The following is a 17,501-nucleotide window of genomic DNA, read 5'->3' on the forward strand; positions in this document are numbered from 1 at the left end:
ACCCGGGCGGGTGACGCGTTTGTCACCCGTCCGGGTTACTTTCGGAGTATGCGGAAGAGGCTGTTCGCTCCCTTGTGGGCCTGCCTGCTGCTGATGCTCACGGCGGCACTGCTGGCCATGTCCTCCACTGCCCATGCCGCCCCCGCCACGATCGACGACGCGGCGCGCGCCCTGCGCCAGGACCCCGTGTACGTGGACCCGGCGGCGGCCGCCCAGCTCCCGGCCTCCCAGGAGGCCGCCCTGGAGAAGAAGATCATCGACGCCGACAAGCCGGTCTTCGTGGCCGTGCTGCCCGCGACGTCCCAGTACCCGCCGGAGAACCTCCTGCAGAACCTGCGCAGCGACACCGGGATCACCGGTGTGTACGCGGTCCGCCTCGGCGACGGCTTCGACGCCGGCGCCGACCCGCAGGTGATGCCCACCCGGGCCGTCGCGAACCTCTCCACCGCCGTGAAGGCGCCCGGCTCGGACACGGACACCGCGACCCAGCTCAACGCCTTCGTCGACCGGGCCGTCGAGCAGGCCAGGGGCAGCGCCCCGGCCTCCTGGTCCGGCGGCGGCACCGCGGACGACGGCTCCACCGGAGGCGCCCCGGTCGCCGGACTCGTCGTGCTGGGAGGCGTGGTCCTCGTCGGCGGCGCGACGGCGTTCACCGTCCTACGCCGCAACAGGAGGCGCAAGGAGGAGGAGGAACAGGCTGCCCTGGAGAAGCTCAGGGTGGTCGTCGACGAGGACATCACCGCGTACGGCGAGACCCTGGACCGGCTGGACTTCCACCCCGGTGAGAAGGGCGCCGACGACGCCATGCGCGCCGACTACGAGAGCGCGCTCGACTCCTACGAGAACGCCAAGTCCCGCATGGGCGAAGCCCGCCACCCCTCCGACGTACGCGGGGTCACCCAGGCGCTGGAGGACGGCCGCTTCTCGCTCGCCGTCCTGGAGGCCCGCCGCAAGGGCCGGCCCCTCCCGGCCCGCAGGCCGCCCTGCTTCTTCGACCCGCGCCACGGCCCGTCCGTGGCCGATGTCCGGTGGACCCCCTCCGGCGGCGCGGCCCGCGAGGTCCCGGTCTGCGGCGCGGACGAGGTCCGGCTGCGCGACGGCGAGGACCCCATGAGCCGTACGGTCGACGTCGGCGACGGCCGCCGCCGCCCCTACTGGGAGGCGGGCCCGGCGTACGGCCCCTGGGCCGGCGGCTACTTCGGCGGCGGTCTGCTGCCAGGCCTGCTGGTCGGCACGATGCTCGGCTCGATGCTCTCCACCCCGGCCTACGCGGCGGAGTACGGCGGCGGCGACTTCGGCGGTGGCGGGGGAGGCGACTGGAGCGGCGGCGACTTCTCCGGCTCCGACTTCGACTCCTCCGGCTTCGGCGGCGGAGGCTTCGGCGACGGCGGTGGGTTCGGCGGAGGCGGGGGCTTCGACGGCGGCGGGTTCTGATCCGCCTCGCCGGAGCACACGGAACCGGTGGTCACCCCAGCCGGGTCCACCAGACGGCCACCCCGCCGAGAAGGATCAGCAGGCACATCACCGCGTTGCTCCGGCGGTAGTCCCTCAGGATCGCGGCGAACTCCCGGATCGTCGCGTTGGGCCAGAAGTAGGCGGCCGTGGGCGCGCCCACCACCTGGCCCCGGATCCGCACCCGTCGGGCGGTGAGGGCGGCACGGAAGACGTGGAAGTTGTTCGTGACGACGACGCACCGGTAGCCGGGATTCGCCTCCTCCATGATCGCCTTGCTGAACAGCAGGTTCTCCTCCGTCGTCGTCGACCGGTCCTCCCGCTCGACGAGATGCGCCGGAAACCCCTCGGCCACCAGGTGGTCCGCCATGGCGTGCGATTCGGGCAGGTCCTCGTCGGGCCCCTGCCCGCCCGAGGCGATGAGCACGGGGGACCCGCCACGCCGGGAGAGCCTGGCGTGCACCTCCCGCGCCCGCTTCAGCCGGCTCGCGAGCAGGGGCGGCACGGTGGAACCGCCGACGAGCCCCGATCCCAGCACCACCACGAAGTCGGCCTTGCGGCGCACCCACAGGCGCCCGTAGAGGAAGGCGTAGCAGACGAAGCACAGGAAGAGGAACGAGAAGTAGAGCGCCAGGGCGCCGGCCGTCGCCGCGACCGCGACCAGCACCGGGGTCCGTACCACGGCGGCGACGGCGAGCAGGGCGAGCACGGCGAGGATCGCCAGGGCGCACAGCAGCGACAGCAGGTTGGACGGGCTCCGGCCCTCCTTGCGCAGCATCCGCACGCCGTTGTGGAAGAGGAAGTACGTCAGCACGAGGACGGCCACAGCACCCGGGACGAGCAGTGACACGGCCACCACCCGCGCCGACGCCGACCCGGACGAGACCAGGCTGTACAGCAGGCCCGCCAGCGCGCAGAGCGCCGCGAGCCCGAGGATCACGGCGTTGCTGAACCTCCTGCGCTCACGCGAGACGCTCACGAGGAAGGCGAGGAGAAGAAGCGCCGCCGGGGCGTAGACCACCATGCGCACAGCGTAGGCAGCACAAGGGGGCGGCCTGCAGGGAGGTGGGGCGATCGCGGACCGCGCGAGGGCCGCCGAGATCCCGCGTGTCCTCCGGGGGCCGCGCACCGTTGACCCGGCATGAAGAAGCGAAGCGCACTCGCCGTCCTCACGTTCGCCACCGGCGCGGTCATCGCCGCGCTCAGCCCGCACCCGGGAGACGGGGACGCGGCCCACGCGGCCGGACAGCCCGTCTCGCTCGGAGCCCTCGACGCCGGGGGCCTCGGCGATCTGGTGGACGGCGCGGCCGGAGCCACGGCCTCCACTGCCTCCACGGTCGTCGGCGTGGTGGAGGAAGCCCGGAACAGCTGAGACGGGACCGGTGCCGGTCCCCGCGGCGCACCGCGTGGACCGGTCCGGCGTATCTCCGGCCTCAGGCGGCCGCCGCCCCCTCCCACGTCTCGGGCGCCCACACACCCGAGCGCTTGAGCGACGCCGGGCAGTGCAGGTACACCTCGTCGATGTCCACCACCAGCGCGAGATCGGGACGCCGCCCCCTGACCGCCATGTCGTCGAAGAACGGCGCGTCCGTGATGACGCGCGCCCGGCCGTTGATCCGGAGCACGGTCATCGCGCCCGGTATCAGGTAGAGCAGACCCACGTGCGGGTTGACGAGGATGTTGTGGAAGCTGTCCCCGCGCCGGTTGCCCGGCAGGTCGGGCAGTACCAGGGTGCGCGAGTCCAGGACCCGGGTGAAACCGGGCTCGCCGCCGCGCGGGGAGGTGTCGCAGTTCCCGTCGGCGTCCGACGTGGACATCGCGCAGAACGGCGCGCGGGCCAGCAGACCCAGATCGGCCTCGGTCAGCTCTTCGTGGACCTTCTCGATGACGACCGGCCACGGCTCACCGAGGATCTCCCGGAGCTGCTCCGCCGACTCCAGGGGCACCGCCCCGGCCAGCGGGTCGCCGTCCGTGGAGGGCACGGCGGCGGGGGCCGGGGGCGCTGCATTCGACAAGGGGCTCTCCGTACCTCGTGAAGGGCGGCCGCGATTGAGGAACGGCCGGAAAACACTGTTAGGCTAACCTTACTTATGCTCGCGGGTGCGCCCCGTCCCGGGGGCGACGAGCAAGGGTGAGGAACAGTGCGCAACCGCATGTCGCCGCCCCGGGCGTACCGGCTGTGAGCGGCACGGTTCTCCGGGGTGCGGACCAGCAGGAGTCCGGGACACCCGAGCGCCGCCCCGCGCGCAGCCGGCCCGCCCTGGCCTTCGGCCTGCTGGCCGCGCTGGCAGTCCTTCTCCTCACCGTGCTGGCGAGCCTCGCCGTCGGTTCGGGCGACGTCCCCTTCAGCGACGTGCTGCACGGTGTCCTCGACCCGGATCTCACGGTCAAGGGGCAGCTCATCGTCCAGGAGGTCCGCATCCCGCGGACCGTCGCCGGTCTCATGGCGGGTGCGGCACTGGGCCTCGCCGGCACGGTGATGCAGGGCGTCGCCCGCAATCCGCTCGCCGATCCTCAGCTCCTCGGCGTCAACGCGGGCGCCTCGGTCGCCGTGGTGTGCTCCATCAGCTTCTTCGGACTCACGCTCGCCACGCAGTACATCTGGTTCGGCTTCCTGGGCGCGCTCCTGGCCGCCCTCCTCGTCTACGGCGTCGGCTCCCTGGGCCGTGAGGGAGCCACCCCGGTCAAACTGGCCCTCGCCGGCGCGGCGACCAGCGCCGTACTGACCTCGGTGACCAGCGCGGTGCTGCTCCAGGACAGTGACAGCTACGACCGCTTCCGCTTCTGGCAGCTCGGTGCGCTCACCGCGCGGGACGCCGAGGTGCTGTGGCAGGTGGCGCCGTTCATCGCCGCCGGCACCGTCCTCGCCCTGCTGCTCGGCCCGCAGCTCAACGCCCTGTCACTCGGCGACGACCTGGCCCGCGGCCTCGGTCAGCGGGTCGGACTCGCCCGGCTGACGTCCGCACTCGCCGTGGTGCTGCTGTGCGGCGCCGCCACCGTCGTCGCCGGGCCCATCGGCTTCGTCGGACTCGCCGTCCCGCACGCCGCCCGGCTGATCACCGGCCCCGACTACCGCTGGGTGCTGCCCTACAGCATGGTGCTCGCCCCGGTGATGCTGCTCCTCGCCGACATCGTCGGCCGGGTGATCGCCCCGCCGGGCGAGGTGCAGGTGGGAGTGGTCACCGCGGCCATCGGCTGCGTCCCCTTCATCTGGCTCGTCCGGCGCAGGAAGCAGGTGGAACTGTGACCGCGACCGGGCTCCGGGAGGCCCCCGGCGACCGCCTGGAGGAAGCCGTACGCGTGGTGAGGCGCACCCGCGAGCGGGGGCGTACGCGCTCGGTGCTGGTGGCGGCCGCTCTGCTGGGCGCGGTGGTGGCGATGTTCGCCCTGTCGCTCTGCGTCGGCGACATGGTCATCCCGCTCTCCAAGGTCCTCGCGACGCTGACCGGGGGCGGCGACGGCGGTTCACGGTTCGTCCTGCTGGAACTCCGGCTGCCCCGTGCTCTGCTCGCGGTCCTCGTCGGCGTCGGCTTCGGCCTCTCCGGGGCCGTCTTCCAGTCCGTCCTGCGCAACCCGCTGGCCAGCCCCGATGTCATCGGCATCAGCTCGGGCGCGAGCGCGTTCGCCATCACCGCGTCACTGCTCTTCCAGGTCAGCGGCCTCGCCCTGTCCGCGAGCGCACTGGCCGGATCCGTGGCCGCCGGGGCGGCCATCTACCTCCTGGCCTGGCGCCAAGGGGTCGCGGGGCAGCGCCTCGTGCTGATCGGTGTGGGCTTCGGCACGGGACTGACCAGCGTGGTCTGGTACGTCATGGCGCGCTCCGACACCACCGACGCCCAGGAGGCCTACCTCTGGCTGACGGGCACCCTCAACGGCCGCTCCTGGGGCCAGGTCTGGCCGCTGCTGACCGCCCTCGCGGCCCTCGTACCGCTCACCGCCCTGGCCTCCCGCACGCTGGGCCCGCTGCAGCTCGGGGACGACGCGGCGGCCGGCCTCGGCGCCCGGGTCGAGCCCGGCCGGCTCGCGCTGCTCGGCTGCGCGACCGCGCTCGCGGGCGTCGCGACCGCGGCGGCGGGACCGGTCAACTTCGTGGCCTTCGTGGCCGGTCCGATCGCCCGCCGCCTCGTCCCGGGGCGGGGGGCCGCCCTGCCGCACGCGGCCCTGACCGGCGCCCTGATCGTGCTGGTGGCCGACTTCGCCGCCCAGCACCTGCTGCCCTCGGTGCAGCTTCCGGTCGGCGTCGTGACCAGCATCATCGGAGCCCCGTACCTGCTCCTGCTCCTGGCCCGCGCCAACAGGGGCGGCACCGGTGGCTGACGCGCGTACACCCGTGACGATCCGAACGAAAGACCCCAGCGGAAAGGCATGGCCGAGCCGTGGCTGAGCACACCCTCCGAGCCGAAGGCGTCCGCCTCGGCTACGGCGACCGGGAGATCGTGTCCGGTCTGGACGTGACCGTCCCGCCCGGGCGGATCACCGTCATCGTGGGCCCCAACGCCTGCGGCAAGTCCACCCTGCTGCGCGCCATGGCACGCCTGCTCACCCCTTCCGAGGGGGCGGTGCTCCTCGACGGCCGGAGCGTCCAGGACATGCCGACGAAGGATGTCGCGGCAGTGCTCGGCATCCTCCCGCAGAGCCCTTCGGCGCCGGAGGGGATCACCGTCTCCGACCTGGTCGGCCGGGGCCGCTACCCGCACCAGGGGTGGTTCCGGCGCTGGACCCCGGAGGACGACGCGGCCGTCGCCCAGGCGCTGCTCTCCACCGGGACCCTGGAGCTCGCCGACCGCGCCGTGGACGAGCTCTCGGGCGGCCAGCGCCAGCGGGTGTGGATAGCCATGGCGCTCGCGCAGCGCACCGACATCCTGCTGCTGGACGAGCCCACGACCTTCCTGGACGCCAGTCACCAGCTGGACGTGCTCGACCTGCTCACCGACCTCAACCACGAGCACGGCGTCACCATGGTCGCGGTCCTGCACGACCTCAACCTGGCCTGCCGCTACGCCGACCACATGATCGCCATGAAGGACGGGCGGATCGCCGCGGAGGGCCGGCCGTCCGACATCGTGACCGAATCCCTGGTGGGCGAGGTCTTCGGGATGCGCTGCTCGGTCATGGAGGACCCGGCGTCGGGCACGCCGATGGTGGTCCCGCTCGGGCGTCATCACGTCAAGGACACGATGAGCCACCCCGTGTGAAGTTATTGGTTAGGTGAGGCTATCCTCATCGGCATGAACGATTCCGCTTCCCGTCCCCGCCGCCTCCGTCGCACCCCCGCCCTCATGGCGGGCGTCGTCGCGGCCCTGCTCGTCGGCCTGTCCGCCTGCGGCTCCTCCGACGACTCCACCGGATCCGGCTCCGCCTCCTCCGACGGCGCCGCGAAGGGGGCCTTCCCCGCGAAGGTCGCGACGAAGTTCGGCGAGGTCACCGTCGACAAGGCCCCCAAGCGCATAGTCGCGCTCGGCTGGGGCGACGCGGAGACGGTCCTCGCGCTGGGCGGGCAGCCCGTCGGGGCGAGCGACTGGCTGGCGTTCGGCGGCGAGGGCGTCGGACCGTGGGCCAAGGGCATGTACGACAAGAGCCCCGAGATCATCGGCACGCTCGAGCCGGAGTACGAGAAGATCGCGGCCCTGCAGCCCGACCTCATCCTCGACACCAAGTCCAGCGGTGACCGGACGCGGTACGACACCCTGAGCAAGATCGCCCCCACCGTGGGCGTGCCCAAGGGCGGCGACCAGTACAAGATCTCCTGGGAGAAGCAGACCGAGATGGTCGCCGCGGCCATGGGCGTCCCGGACAAGGGCGAGAAGCTGATCGCGGGCAACGAGGCCAAGTTCGCCGACGCCGTGAAGGCCCACCCCGAGTTCAAGGGCAGCACCATCACCCTCGGCTCCCGCACCTCCGAGGGCTACGGCGCCTACGTCTCCGGCACCGGCCGCGTCGACTTCGTCGAGCGCCTCGGCTTCGAGAACAACCCGGCCGTGGAGGCCAAGGCCGGCGAGGGCTTCTCCGTCTCCGTCTCCAAGGAGAACCTGGACCTCCTGGACGCCGACCTGACGGTCATGGCCCCGATCGGCATCCCGGCCACCGACATCAGCGGCGACCCGCTGTACAAGGCGGTCCCGTCGGTGAAGGCCGGACACTCCCTCGTCTTCGACGACCAGGGCATCAGCCAGGCCTTCGCCACCGACTCGGTCCTGTCGACCGTCTACGCCCTGGACAAGGTCGTCCCGCTCTTCGCCGAGAAGATGAAGTAGACACCCCGTGACGCCCCACGCCGCTGGTGGCGTGGGGCACCGGCGGGTGACACCCTGAGCCGGTGGACCGTGACCGGATGGAGAAGCAACTGCTGGACGGCCTGACGGTCGACCACAGCAGGCCGGAGCAGCCGATCCTGCTGGACGACGAGGGCCGGCCGATCAAGACCTGGCGGGAGAACTACCCGTACGACCGCAAGGTCCGGCGCAAGGAGTACGAGCGCACCAAACGGATCCTGCAGATCGAACTCCTCAAGCTCCAGCGGTGGACCCGGGAGACCGGCGCCCGGGTCGTGGTGGTCTGCGAGGGCCGGGACGCGGCAGGCAAGGGCGGCACCATCCAGCGCTTCACCGAGCGCCTGAACCCCCGCGGCGCGCGCATCGTCGCCCTGGACAAGCCGACCGACCGCGAGCGCGGCCAGTGGTACTTCCAGCGCTACGTGGCGCACCTGCCGGCCCCGGGTGAGATCGTCTTCTTCGACCGGTCCTGGTACAACCGGGCCGGGGTCGAACGCGTCATGGGCTTCTGCACCCAGCCCGAGTACGAACTCTTCCTCCGGCAGTGCCCGGCGTTCGAGCGGATGCTCGTCGACGACGGCGTCGTCGTCGTGAAGTTCTGGTTCTCCGTCTCCCGGGCCGAGCAGCGCACGCGTTTCGCCATCCGGCAGGTCGACCCCGTACGCCAGTGGAAGCTCTCGCCCACGGACATCGACTCGCTCGACCGCTGGGACGACTACACCACGGCGAAGATCGACATGTTCCGCGCCACCGACACCGCGCACGCGCCGTGGACCGTGGTGAAGAGCAACGACAAGCGCCGGGCGCGGCTGGAGGTCATGCGCAGCCTGCTCGCCCGCGTCGACTACGCGGCGAAGGACCACGAGGCCGTCGGCCGCCCGGACCCGCTGATCGTGGGCGCCGCCCACACCCTCCTGGAGCCCGGCGAGGAGGACACCGCGCTCTCACCCACCCGCCTCGCCCCGAACACCGAGGGGCCGGGCGCGCATCCGTGAGGGTCTGCCGTGACGGTTCACCGGGCATGCTGGGCGCATGACGACCGAGAAGAGCCCGGTGCTGGTCGACGTCAGGAAGTACGACGGCCGGGTGAGCGGGCGATGGACCGCCGTGCGTCTGGGGGAGGACGAACACGGCGTGTGGCTCGGCACGGCGCGCGGCGTGCCCGTCGAGGCGTCCGGGGGCGGCTGGGCGAACCGGTTCGACCATGTGCTGCTGGTTCCGCGCGGCCGGTGGTGGATCGCCACGTTCTGCGCCGCACCCGGCCCGGAGCTGTACGTCGACGTCTGCACGGTGCCGGAGTGGGGCGAGGACGGGGGCACCACCGTGCTGCGGACGGTCGACCTCGATCTCGACGTCGTACGGCCCCCGGGGGGTGAGGCGTACACCGAGGACGAGGACGAGTTCGCCGAACACCGGCTGAGCTACGGCTACCCCGCCGGCGTCGTCGAAGAGGCCCTGCGCGCCTGTGCCTGGCTGAGGGAGGCGGGCGGACGTGACAGCGGTGTGGAGCCCTTCACCTCGGCGTACCGGGGGTGGCTCGAGCTCGTCACCGGCGCCCCGGTGAACCGGGGCGCCGGGAGACGGTGATCCGCCGCCTCAGCCGGGAGACTGTGATCCGCCGCCTCAGCCGGGAGACTGTGATCCGCCGCCTCAGCTGCGCGCCGCGCTGACGTCCCCGTTGACGGTGGAGAGCGACATCTCGTGCCCTGCCCCCTTCGCCGCCGCCGGGACGGTCACCGAGCTGCGGCCGTTGCGGGCGGTCGCGGTGGTGAGGTAGCCGGGGGCGTCGTGGGGGAGTGTCACCCGGACCGAGCCGTTGGTGGTGGCGGCGGTGAGGCCGGCGGGCGAGGTGGCGCTGGCGAGGGTGACGTCCCCGTTCACCGTCTCGGCGTGCAGACGCCCGGAGTCCAGTGCCTCGGTGCGGACCGAACCGTTGCGGGTGACGAGCCGCACGGAGGCGTCGTCGCGGCCCGAACGGGTCACGGTCACATCGCCGTTGACGGTGGTCAGGTCCAGCTCAGCCCCGATCCCCACCGCGTCGATGCCGGCGTTCCGCGCCGTCACGGTGACCGAGGTGCCGGAGGGCACGGCGACGACCGGCATACGGGGGCACGCGGGATCCTCGTGCCCGTCGCGGTCCGTGCAGGACAGGTCGAGCGCCCACGTCCGGTCGTCCCTGGACCAGTGGCTCGTGACGTGCGGGGCGATCCCCGCCCGGTCGCCGTCCGCCGGGCGCAGCCGTACGCCGTTGTCCGTGGAGATCACCAGGTGCGAGCCCTGGGACATCCGGGGCGGCGCACTCGCTCCGAGGCGCCCGTCCGGGACCCCGCCGTGACCGCCGCATGCCGCGACGAGGGGCGCGAAGGCCGCCAGCAGTGCGGCGGATCGCCATCCGTGGGTGCGCATCCTGGTCTCCATGGCCGGTCGTCTTCCCGCAGACGGGAGTTCCATGGCAGGAGCGAGGCGCCTCCGATGGACGCCGTCCCGCACCCGGCCCCTCGGCCGGTGCGGGACGGCAGCGGTGCTGCGGGTCTCAACGCCCCTGGAGAGACTTGACGTTGTCGCCGAAGGTCCAGTTCCTCGAACCGTCCCAGTTGAGCGACCAGGTCATCAGCCCCTTGAGCCCGCTGACGCCGTTCCACGCCTGGGAGACCAGCGAGGGGGCCATGTAGCCGCCGCCCGCCCCCGACTGCGCGGGCAGCCCCGGCACCTGCTTGTCGTACGGGACCCGGATGGTCGTCCCCTGCACGACCAGCCCCCGGTCCAGGCAGTCGGTCTGGGCGGTGAAGCCCTGCACGGTGCCGGCCTCGTAGGAGTCGCCCGAACAGCCGTACATGCTGCCGTTGTAGTACTGCATGTTCAGCCACCACAGCCGGCCGTTGTCGGCGTACTTCTTGATGATCGGCAGATAGGCGCCCCAGATCGAGCCGTAGGTCACGCTGCCGCCGGTGACGTAGGCGGTCTCGGGAGCCATGGTCAGGCCGAAGCCCGGGGGCATCGCCGCGAGTACCCCGTCGATGATCCGGATCAGGTTGGCCTGCGAGGGGGAGAGCGTGTCGATGTCGCCGCTGCCGCTGAGGCCGGTCTCGATGTCGATGTCGATGCCGTCGAAGTTGTACGTCTTGAGGATCGGCACCACGGTCTCCACGAAACGGTCGGCCACCGCCGCGGAGCTGAGATCGATCCCGGCCGTCGCGCCGCCGATGGACAGCAGGGTGGTGAGCCCGCCCTCCTTCGCCTCGCACATCTCCTCGGGTGTCGGCACCTTGACGGTGGCGTCCATGCCGTCCTCCCACAGCACCGTGCCGTCCGAACGGATCACCGGGAAGGCGGCGTTGACGACGTTGTAGCCGTGCTGCGGGATCTGCGGGTCGGCGATCGAGGTCCAGCCGAACGGCGGGTGGACGCCGTTGGCGGCCCCGTCCCAGTTCTCCCAGTACCCCTGGAGCACCTTGCCCTGCGGCCGGGACTTCAGGGCGCAGGTGGCGGCGGCCGGGGAGGCGTCGGCCGCCGTGGCCGGGGGTGCGGTGCCGATGAGGGCCTGGGCGGCGCCGGCGGCGGCCAGTGCGACGGCCAGGAGCCGGGCGGTGCGGGTGCTTCTCGTGCTGCCTCGCGTCGGTCGAACCATGGTGGGGGGACCTTTCTGTGGGCTGCGCGCGGGGGGTGCGGTGGGGGGAGGTCCGGCCGTGCGGCGCGCCCTCTCACGGTCCGGCGCCGCGCGTGGTGAGGCCGGTCCGGTGCGGGGCGGCGGGTCGGAACGGAAGACTGGAGTCCGCAGCGGTCTAGACCAAGCCCGAGGCTAGTCCCGCGCATTCGACATGTCCATACCAATGCCGTCAGGCCCGGCTTCCGGTGGTGGGCCGTTCCGGACGGCCGGGCGGGCGGACGAACCGGCGCCCCTGCGGGATACGCGCCGGTGCCCCCGGTCCTGAGGGCCGGGGGCACCGAGTGCGTGGTGGACGCCGCGTCGGCAGTCCGGACGCCGCGTCAGCAGTCCAGGGGGGTGGTCCCCACCGTCACGTCGTCGAACCACAGGGTGTCCTCACCCGTCCCGTAGCTCTCCCACCCGAGACGCAGGGCGGTGGGCCGCGGCGGGGTGGTCCGGGCGAGCCACTGCTGGTCGACGTCCTGGGTGGGGGTGGTGTCCGCGTGCAGACCGGGTACCAGCTCGTCGTCCAGCCAGGTGTCCAGCCCCGGAGCGGTGGTGTCGACCGAGAATCGCAGGCACTGCCAGACATCCGTCGGCAGCGGCCTGCTCAGTGCCACGCCCGCCGGGCTCTGGGCGGGCAGCGTCGCGTCGTCCACCTCCCGGTTCCACTGGAGCGCCCCGTTCTGCCCGCCCACCCGCAGGCCGCGCCCGCTCTGGGAGGCGTCGGGCATCGAGACGAACGTGACGTGGGCGGTGGGCAGTGCCGTGGTGTGCCGCACCCACATGCGCACATGCAGTACCGGGCCGGCCGACGACAGGTCCGCCGTCGAGGCGACGAACGCGTGATTGCAGTAGCCGGTTCCGCCGTCGACCCGCAGCGACCGGCTGCCGCCGTGGGCCACCTCGGTGTCCACTGCCGCCATCCCCGTGCCCTGGCAGTCGGGCGCGGTGAACTGCCAGTCGCCGGACGGGGCGGGGCCCGCCTGGTCCTCGAAGTCCGAACAGATGAGGGCGCCCCCGCAGTCCGCGGCGTGCGCGGGTGCGGTGGTGAATCCGGGGGTCAGCAGCACGAGCGCGGCGGTGAGCGCCACGGCCCAGGGCCGGCGCGGTAATCGGACGAGTGGGATGTGCACGGTAGGCCTCCGAGGTGGGGGATGAGGGTGCGGATGGGGGATCCCGTGGCGGGGCTCGGCATGTGTGCCAGAGCCCCGCCGGGGCGTCAGCTGGTGGGGAAGTTGTCAGGAGTGCTGATCCGGTTCTTGAGCAGTGCTCCCGATTCGTTCAGCACGCCGCTGCTGCTGTAGTCGGAGCCGCTGCAGGTGCCGGGCTTGAACGCGGCGCTGCTCTCCGGGGCGTCGGAGTAGGTCCAGTTCGCGTAGCTGATCTTCAGCTGGTCCAGCAGGTCCAGCCACGCGTTGGTGCTGCCGGTGTCCATCGCCCCGCCGCCCGTGGCGCTCACCGTGCCGAACTCGGTGACGAAGAGGGGCAGTCGGGCGGCAGCCCGGCTCAGCGTGGAACGGTAGTTGTCCTTGTGGCTCGCGGCGTAGAAGTGGAAGGCGTACATGATGTTGGTGGCGTTGACCGGGCTGTTGACGATCTCGCTCTCGCTCGAACCGTCGGAGACGCCCAGCGAGGACCAGCCGCGGGTGCCGACGATGACGACGGCGTCCGGGTCGGCGGCGCGGATCACCGGGATGACCTGCTCGGCGTAGGACTTGATGCCCGACCAGCTCACGCCGTTGGGCTCGTTGGCGATCTCGTAGACGACGTTCGTCTTGGACGCGTTGCGCGCGGCGACGGACGCGAAGAACGTCTTGGCGCGCTGCAGGTTGAAGTTCGGGTCACCCGGGGTCAGGGTGTGGAAGTCGATCAGCGCGTACATCCCGCGCGACTCCGCCTGGTCCACCAGGCCGTTCACCCGGGCGGTGAAGCCGGCCGGATCGGTCTCGTAGCCCTCCTCCTGCACGTACATCGAGATGCGCAGCAGGTCCGACTTCCAGTCGTTCGCCAGCGCGTCCAGGGACGCGGTGTTGTAGCACTCGCTGAACCACTGGATGCCGTGCGTGCTCATGCCCCGCAGCTGGATGGGACGGTCGTACTGGTTGCAGAGGTTGGTGCCGCAGACGTGGAGCTTCCCGTTGATGCCCACCGGGGTGCCGTCGTCGTCCCCGGGGTCCGGGGTGGGGTCGGGGGTCGGTGTGGGGTCGGGATCGGGTTGCCCGACCGAGCCCGTACACGTGACACCGTTGAGCGCGAACGCCGTGGGCTTCGGGTTGGCGCCGGTGAAGGTGCCCTGGAAGCCGACGTCGGCGGTCCCGCCGGTGGCCAGGTTGCGGTTCCAGTCGACACCGGTGGCGGTGACCGCGGAACCGGCCTGGGACCAGGTCGCGTTCCAGCCCTGGGCCACCTTCTGTCCGGCGTCCGGCATGGTGAAGCGCAGCGTCCAGCCGGAGACGGGCGATCCCAGGTTGGTGATCTTCACGCCACCCTGGAAGCCGCCGTTCCACTGGCTGACGACGGTGTACTCGACCTTGCAGCCCGACGCGGCCGAGGCCTGTGGGCCGAAGGCCGCCAGCAGGCCCAGAGCGGTCGCGAAGGCAGCGAGTAAGGCGAGCAGGCGTTTCATGGGGTTCCTCCGTGCGGGAAGGGGGGAGCGGTTCGACGGGAGAGCGTGGGAGCGCTCCCAGGGGTCCGTCGGCCCGTGACCGTACACCGGTGCGCCCGCGCGCGATAGACATCTGACCGGCTTCGCCGAAGAGCGGTGCACGGAGCCGGGCGGGGCGCGGGCGGGCGCCGGCAGCCGTCCGGCACAGCGCCGACAGCCGTCCTGCACAGGGGGAGTGCGGGTGCCCGTCAGGAAAGGCCGAGGTCAGGCGCCGGTGCCGGGTGCCCAGGACGAGGTGCCGTGGACCGTGTCGGCCGACAGCACGGGGCACCCGATGAGCTCAACCGCCGCCAGCACGGCATCGCGGGCCCGGCCCTCGTCGGCCGGGGGGAACGCCACCCGGAGCTGGTGGCCGTACGCCGTCTCGTACGTCAGGAGCCAGCCGGAGCGGTCGACGGCGAAGTGGTCCTGCCGCTGGCCGCCGTTCTCGAAACCCCCGCGGTCCGAGGTGGGGCCCAGCGCCTCGCGGAGAAGGCGAAGCCGCTCGGCGTACGGGAGAGTGCCCTCGCCCAGGCGGAGGTAGACATGGTCGAGCTGGACGGCGGGATCGAACCAGGGGGCGAGTTCCGGTGTGTGGTGCAGGAGTTCAGGGGCGATGGTGCGGCTCGTCAGGCGGTCCAGGAAGTCCGCCGCCCCGCAGTCGAAGCGTTCGTAGTCGTCGTCCCGGGACCAGATCACCACGGGCCAGGCCTCCGGAGCCCCCTCGGTCAGCCAGCACACGTGCGCCGCGCTCTCCGTGACCGCCCAGGCCAGCAGCCCGCCGGGCTCCGGGAAGAGCGGGTAGGGATAGTCCTCGGGGAAGTCGTCGCGCAACGGGCCGTAGTCGTCCAGGAGGTTTGCGGCCAGCCGGACGGGGTTGTCCTCCCCGAAGGGCGTACGCAGGCAGAGGGCGCCCCAGAAGTCCCCGCGTCCGTAGGTCTCGACCAGCCGCTTGTAGTCCTCCGGCAGCCGGGTGCCGATCGCCTCCTCGCTCGCGCCCCAGTCGCCCGACCCGTCGACGGGTACGGCGGGCGGGCGGACCCGGCCGGTGATCCGGGCCAGGGCGTCGTCGGGGAGCGGCACGCGGGTCAGACCGCGACGGCGGACGCGACGAACGCGGTCCAGGCGGCGGGGAGCACGGTCAGGACCGGGCCGCCGTCGCCGGCCTTGGAGTCGCGGATGTGCACCGCGTCGGGGCGCGCGGAGCCCTCGGCGCGCCCGGAGGTGGGGCGGTAGGCGACTTCGAGGCAGTCGCCACCCTGGTCGCTGCTGTAGGTCGACTTGAACCATGTGAGGGATGTGCCGCGAGCAGCGGGAGTCATGACTCTCCAAGCAGGTCGTCCAGTAGGCGCGCGCTGTTCTCGACGGAAAGCGCCTGCGACCGCAGCATCCCATATTTCTGCTGGAGCACACTCACGTCGTCCGGGTCGTCGTGCAGGACGCTGGTCAGCTGGCCCTCCACGTAGGCGAGATGATCGTGTTCCGGTGTCTCCAGCAGCACCATGGGGCCGGCCAGGCCGGCGTGCTTGGGGAGCCTCATGGGCATGATCTGGAGCCCCAGGAAGGGGAGTTCCATGCACCGCCTGAGGTGCTGAAGCTGCTCCCTGCGCACCTCGGCATCACCGACGACGCCGCGAAGGATGCTCTCCTCCAGCACGAAGTGCAGCATGGGGCGCGGCCGCCGCTCCAGCAGCCGCTGCCGTCCCAGCCGGGCCGCGACCCATTCCTCCCGCTGCTCCTCCTCCAGGGGCGGGTAGAGGCAGGAGAAGAGGAAGCGCGCGTAGGCCTCCGTCTGGAGAAGCCCCGGCACCACCTGGCTCTGGTACGACAGCAGCGTCACCGCTTCCTGCTCGTACTCCACGAAGTCCTGTACGAAGGCCGGGAACCGCTCCCTCTGCGGCACCTTCGCCACCGCGACGGCGAGCACTCCCTTGGTGCCCAGGAGGTCGTCCAACTGCCGTGCCAGATCCGCCTGGAGAGGTCGGCGGCCCTGCTCGATCGAGGCGATGGTGTCCTCGCCCACGCAGAAGCGGTCGGCCAGCGACGTCTGGGTGTGGCCGGCCGCCTTGCGGAACGCCGCGAGCTGGGCGCCGATGACGTGCCAGGACGTGACCCGCTTGTTCCTCTTCGTCGAGTGCATGCCGTGCCCCTCCCCGTACGCGAGTCCCGGCGGACCCGTCAGCGCTCGTACAAACACGGTGTACGAGCCCATGCGGTGACCCAGAGTAGTGGCGTCCTGTGAGAGTCGTCCTGTGAATGAACCGACGCAACCCTCCTGTTTCCGCGAGGCGTTCTACCGGCGTGAGCGCGCATCCGTACCTCTCGCGCGGCAGTTCGTCCACCAGGCCCTGATCGACTGGGAGTACGAGGCGGACCACGACGACGTCCTGCTCTGCGTCAGCGAACTCACCACCAACGCGCTGATCCACGGCGTCCCTCCCGGAAGAGGCTTCAAGGTGCGGATGACCTGCGACGAGGTGCTTCGCATCGAGGTGCACGACAGCGGTGGCGGGCATGTCGAGGAGGACCCGGCCCCGGCCGCCCCCTGTGCCGAGCACGGACGCGGACTGCTGCTCGTCGGCGCGCTGGCCGCGGCGTGGGGAGTGAGGGCACGGGACCCGGGCAAGGCCGTCTGGTGCGAGTTCGCCGGTACGGCACGGAAGCATGACGAGGAGGGGAGCGGGTCGCTCCTCCTCCGTGACAGGAGGTGACCGCCTCACGGGCGACGCACTGCAACGCGCCGGCCGCCCCTCTCCGGTGGGGGAGTGGCGGCCGGCGCGCTCGGTCTTCCCGGGTCAGGCCGCCGGGGCGGCCTTGATCGCGGAGATGTCGAAGTTCAGCTTGACCTTGTCGCCGACCAGCACGCCACCGGTCTCGAGCGCGGCGTTGTAGGTGAGGCCCCAGTCGGAGCGGAGGATCTCGGCGCTGCCCTCGAAGCCCACGCGCTGGTTGCCGTAGGGGTCGGTGGCCGAGCCGTTGAACTCCAGGTCGATGGAGAGCGGCCGGGTGACGTCCTTGATCGTGAGGTCGCCGGTGATGCGGTACGCGTCGCCGCCGAGCTGCTCCGCGCCGGTGGAGCGGAAGGTCATCAGCGGGAACTTCTCGGCGTCGAAGAAGTCGCCGCTGACCAGGTGGCCGTCGCGGTCGGCGATGCGGGTGTCGACGCTGGCGATCCTGACGTCGATCGTCGCGGTGGAGGCCGCCGGGTTCGCGCCGTCCAGTTCGAGCGTCCCCTCGTGCTCACCGAAGGAGCCGCGCACGTTGGTGACCATGGCGTGGCGCACGGTGAAGCCGATGCTGCTGTGCGCCGGGTCGATCGTGTACGTGCCGGTCAGGGCCGCCAGCGCCGGGTCCACGGCGAGGGTGGCGGTGGTGGACGGGGCGGTGTTCTTGCGGTTGAACAGAGCCATGGCTCCTCCTCGGGACGGGTTCCGACGCGTTCCGCAGGGGCGGGCCGCCGAACGTTTGGTTTAACCTTCAACGA

Annotated in this window: 18 protein-coding genes and 1 pseudogene; 9 read left to right on the forward strand and 10 right to left on the reverse strand. The window is 71.8% G+C overall.

The features are described 5' to 3' along the window. Positions 1–48 precede the first annotated feature (48 nt). The gene (locus ACFXOA_RS10870; protein ID WP_385024903.1) at positions 49–1,434 is read left to right on the forward strand and encodes a hypothetical protein; all 1,386 of its coding nucleotides are present in this window, start codon (positions 49–51) and stop codon (positions 1,432–1,434) included. Between the two features lie 31 nt (positions 1,435–1,465). Here ACFXOA_RS10870 and ACFXOA_RS10875 read toward each other — a convergent pair whose 3' ends face one another. Further along, on the reverse strand, positions 1,466–2,476 hold the full coding sequence (locus ACFXOA_RS10875) for a YdcF family protein (RefSeq protein ID WP_385024905.1): 1,011 nt from the start codon (positions 2,474–2,476) through the stop codon (positions 1,466–1,468). Between the two features lie 117 nt (positions 2,477–2,593). Between ACFXOA_RS10875 and ACFXOA_RS10880 the strand changes: the two genes are divergently transcribed. Beyond that, on the forward strand, positions 2,594–2,824 hold the full coding sequence (locus ACFXOA_RS10880) for a hypothetical protein (protein WP_385024908.1): 231 nt from the start codon (positions 2,594–2,596) through the stop codon (positions 2,822–2,824). Positions 2,825–2,885: 61 nt separating this feature from the next. On the opposite strand, the gene ACFXOA_RS10885 is transcribed toward ACFXOA_RS10880, so the two are convergent. Continuing rightward, on the reverse strand, positions 2,886–3,467 hold the full coding sequence (locus tag ACFXOA_RS10885) for an MSMEG_1061 family FMN-dependent PPOX-type flavoprotein (protein ID WP_385024911.1): 582 nt from the start codon (positions 3,465–3,467) through the stop codon (positions 2,886–2,888). A gap of 164 nt (positions 3,468–3,631) precedes the next feature. Here ACFXOA_RS10885 and ACFXOA_RS10890 point away from each other — a divergent pair, with 164 nt between their 5' ends. The 6 genes from ACFXOA_RS10890 (at position 3,632) to ACFXOA_RS10915 (ending at position 9,311) form a co-directional block, all read left to right on the forward strand. Next, positions 3,632–4,699, forward strand: coding sequence for a FecCD family ABC transporter permease (locus ACFXOA_RS10890; protein ID WP_385024914.1), 1,068 nt, complete (start codon positions 3,632–3,634; stop codon positions 4,697–4,699). Continuing rightward, positions 4,696–5,769, forward strand: a complete 1,074-nt coding sequence (locus ACFXOA_RS10895) for a FecCD family ABC transporter permease (RefSeq protein ID WP_385024917.1) — start codon at positions 4,696–4,698, stop codon at positions 5,767–5,769. Before ACFXOA_RS10890 ends, ACFXOA_RS10895 begins: the two co-directional genes overlap by 4 nt. A gap of 59 nt (positions 5,770–5,828) precedes the next feature. Further along, complete coding sequence (locus ACFXOA_RS10900; RefSeq protein WP_385024920.1) at positions 5,829–6,647, forward strand: ABC transporter ATP-binding protein; 819 nt, start codon at positions 5,829–5,831, stop codon at positions 6,645–6,647. A 33-nt stretch (positions 6,648–6,680) separates the two neighbouring features. Next, entirely contained in the window at positions 6,681–7,706 is a 1,026-nt protein-coding gene (locus ACFXOA_RS10905) for an iron-siderophore ABC transporter substrate-binding protein (protein WP_385024923.1), read from the forward strand. A gap of 77 nt (positions 7,707–7,783) precedes the next feature. Further along, positions 7,784–8,719: a polyphosphate kinase 2 gene (gene ppk2 / locus ACFXOA_RS10910; protein ID WP_385025121.1), complete on the forward strand. Its 936-nt coding sequence runs from the start codon at positions 7,784–7,786 to the stop codon at positions 8,717–8,719. Between the two features lie 37 nt (positions 8,720–8,756). Then, the gene (locus ACFXOA_RS10915; RefSeq protein ID WP_385024926.1) at positions 8,757–9,311 is read left to right on the forward strand and encodes a DUF402 domain-containing protein; all 555 of its coding nucleotides are present in this window, start codon (positions 8,757–8,759) and stop codon (positions 9,309–9,311) included. A 63-nt stretch (positions 9,312–9,374) separates the two neighbouring features. Here ACFXOA_RS10915 and ACFXOA_RS10920 read toward each other — a convergent pair whose 3' ends face one another. The 7 genes and pseudogenes from ACFXOA_RS10920 to ACFXOA_RS10950 all read right to left on the reverse strand — a co-directional run bounded on the left by ACFXOA_RS10920 (position 9,375) and on the right by ACFXOA_RS10950 (position 16,157). Continuing rightward, positions 9,375–10,130, reverse strand: a complete 756-nt coding sequence (locus ACFXOA_RS10920) for a DUF4097 family beta strand repeat-containing protein (RefSeq protein WP_385024929.1) — start codon at positions 10,128–10,130, stop codon at positions 9,375–9,377. 127 nt (positions 10,131–10,257) lie between these two features. Further along, positions 10,258–11,352 (reverse strand): chitinase, encoded by a 1,095-nt coding sequence (locus ACFXOA_RS10925; RefSeq protein WP_385024932.1) that lies wholly within the window; start codon positions 11,350–11,352, stop codon positions 10,258–10,260. A gap of 359 nt (positions 11,353–11,711) precedes the next feature. Next, positions 11,712–12,419: pseudogene (locus tag ACFXOA_RS10930) on the reverse strand (cellulose-binding protein); the annotation flags it as partial. 173 nt (positions 12,420–12,592) lie between these two features. Next, positions 12,593–13,999, reverse strand: a complete 1,407-nt coding sequence (locus tag ACFXOA_RS10935) for a cellulase family glycosylhydrolase (RefSeq protein WP_385024935.1) — start codon at positions 13,997–13,999, stop codon at positions 12,593–12,595. Positions 14,000–14,242: 243 nt separating this feature from the next. Continuing rightward, entirely contained in the window at positions 14,243–15,100 is an 858-nt protein-coding gene (locus tag ACFXOA_RS10940; protein WP_385024938.1) for an SMI1/KNR4 family protein, read from the reverse strand. A gap of 5 nt (positions 15,101–15,105) precedes the next feature. Continuing rightward, positions 15,106–15,339, reverse strand: coding sequence for a DUF397 domain-containing protein (locus tag ACFXOA_RS10945; RefSeq protein ID WP_385024941.1), 234 nt, complete (start codon positions 15,337–15,339; stop codon positions 15,106–15,108). Then, positions 15,336–16,157: a helix-turn-helix domain-containing protein gene (locus ACFXOA_RS10950; RefSeq protein WP_385024944.1), complete on the reverse strand. Its 822-nt coding sequence runs from the start codon at positions 16,155–16,157 to the stop codon at positions 15,336–15,338. Before ACFXOA_RS10950 ends, ACFXOA_RS10945 begins: the two co-directional genes overlap by 4 nt. A gap of 112 nt (positions 16,158–16,269) precedes the next feature. On the opposite strand from ACFXOA_RS10950, the gene ACFXOA_RS10955 reads away from it, so the two are divergent. Further along, complete coding sequence (locus ACFXOA_RS10955; protein ID WP_385024947.1) at positions 16,270–16,728, forward strand: ATP-binding protein; 459 nt, start codon at positions 16,270–16,272, stop codon at positions 16,726–16,728. Positions 16,729–16,812: 84 nt separating this feature from the next. Here the strand turns inward: ACFXOA_RS10955 and ACFXOA_RS10960 are convergent, their stop codons facing one another. After that, positions 16,813–17,427 carry a YceI family protein gene (locus tag ACFXOA_RS10960; RefSeq protein WP_385024950.1) on the reverse strand — a complete coding sequence of 205 codons (615 nt, stop codon included), beginning with the start codon at positions 17,425–17,427 and terminating at the stop codon, positions 16,813–16,815. Between the last annotated feature and the right edge of the window lie 74 nt (positions 17,428–17,501).

It is taken from the genome of Streptomyces sp. NPDC059166 (genome assembly GCF_042755185.1).
Taxonomy (GTDB): Bacteria; Actinomycetota; Actinomycetes; order Streptomycetales; family Streptomycetaceae; genus Streptomyces.

Bases quoted from the DNA above. Each gene is read 5' to 3' on its own strand.
- ACFXOA_RS10945 (WP_385024941.1), bottom strand. From the start codon at position 15,339: ATGACTCCCGCTGCTCGCGGCACATCCCTCACATGGTTCAAGTCGACC.
- ACFXOA_RS10960 (WP_385024950.1), bottom strand. From the start codon at position 17,427: ATGGCTCTGTTCAACCGCAAGAACACCGCCCCGTCCACCACCGCCACC.
- ppk2 (WP_385025121.1), top strand. From the start codon at position 7,784: ATGGAGAAGCAACTGCTGGACGGCCTGACGGTCGACCACAGCAGGCCG.
- ACFXOA_RS10915 (WP_385024926.1), top strand. From the start codon at position 8,757: ATGACGACCGAGAAGAGCCCGGTGCTGGTCGACGTCAGGAAGTACGAC.
- ACFXOA_RS10875 (WP_385024905.1), bottom strand. From the start codon at position 2,476: ATGGTGGTCTACGCCCCGGCGGCGCTTCTTCTCCTCGCCTTCCTCGTG.
- ACFXOA_RS10925 (WP_385024932.1), bottom strand. From the start codon at position 11,352: ATGGTTCGACCGACGCGAGGCAGCACGAGAAGCACCCGCACCGCCCGG.
- ACFXOA_RS10880 (WP_385024908.1), top strand. From the start codon at position 2,594: ATGAAGAAGCGAAGCGCACTCGCCGTCCTCACGTTCGCCACCGGCGCG.
- ACFXOA_RS10935 (WP_385024935.1), bottom strand. From the start codon at position 13,999: ATGAAACGCCTGCTCGCCTTACTCGCTGCCTTCGCGACCGCTCTGGGC.
- ACFXOA_RS10950 (WP_385024944.1), bottom strand. From the start codon at position 16,157: ATGCACTCGACGAAGAGGAACAAGCGGGTCACGTCCTGGCACGTCATC.
- ACFXOA_RS10905 (WP_385024923.1), top strand. From the start codon at position 6,681: ATGAACGATTCCGCTTCCCGTCCCCGCCGCCTCCGTCGCACCCCCGCC.
- ACFXOA_RS10870 (WP_385024903.1), top strand. From the start codon at position 49: ATGCGGAAGAGGCTGTTCGCTCCCTTGTGGGCCTGCCTGCTGCTGATG.
- ACFXOA_RS10920 (WP_385024929.1), bottom strand. From the start codon at position 10,130: ATGCGCACCCACGGATGGCGATCCGCCGCACTGCTGGCGGCCTTCGCG.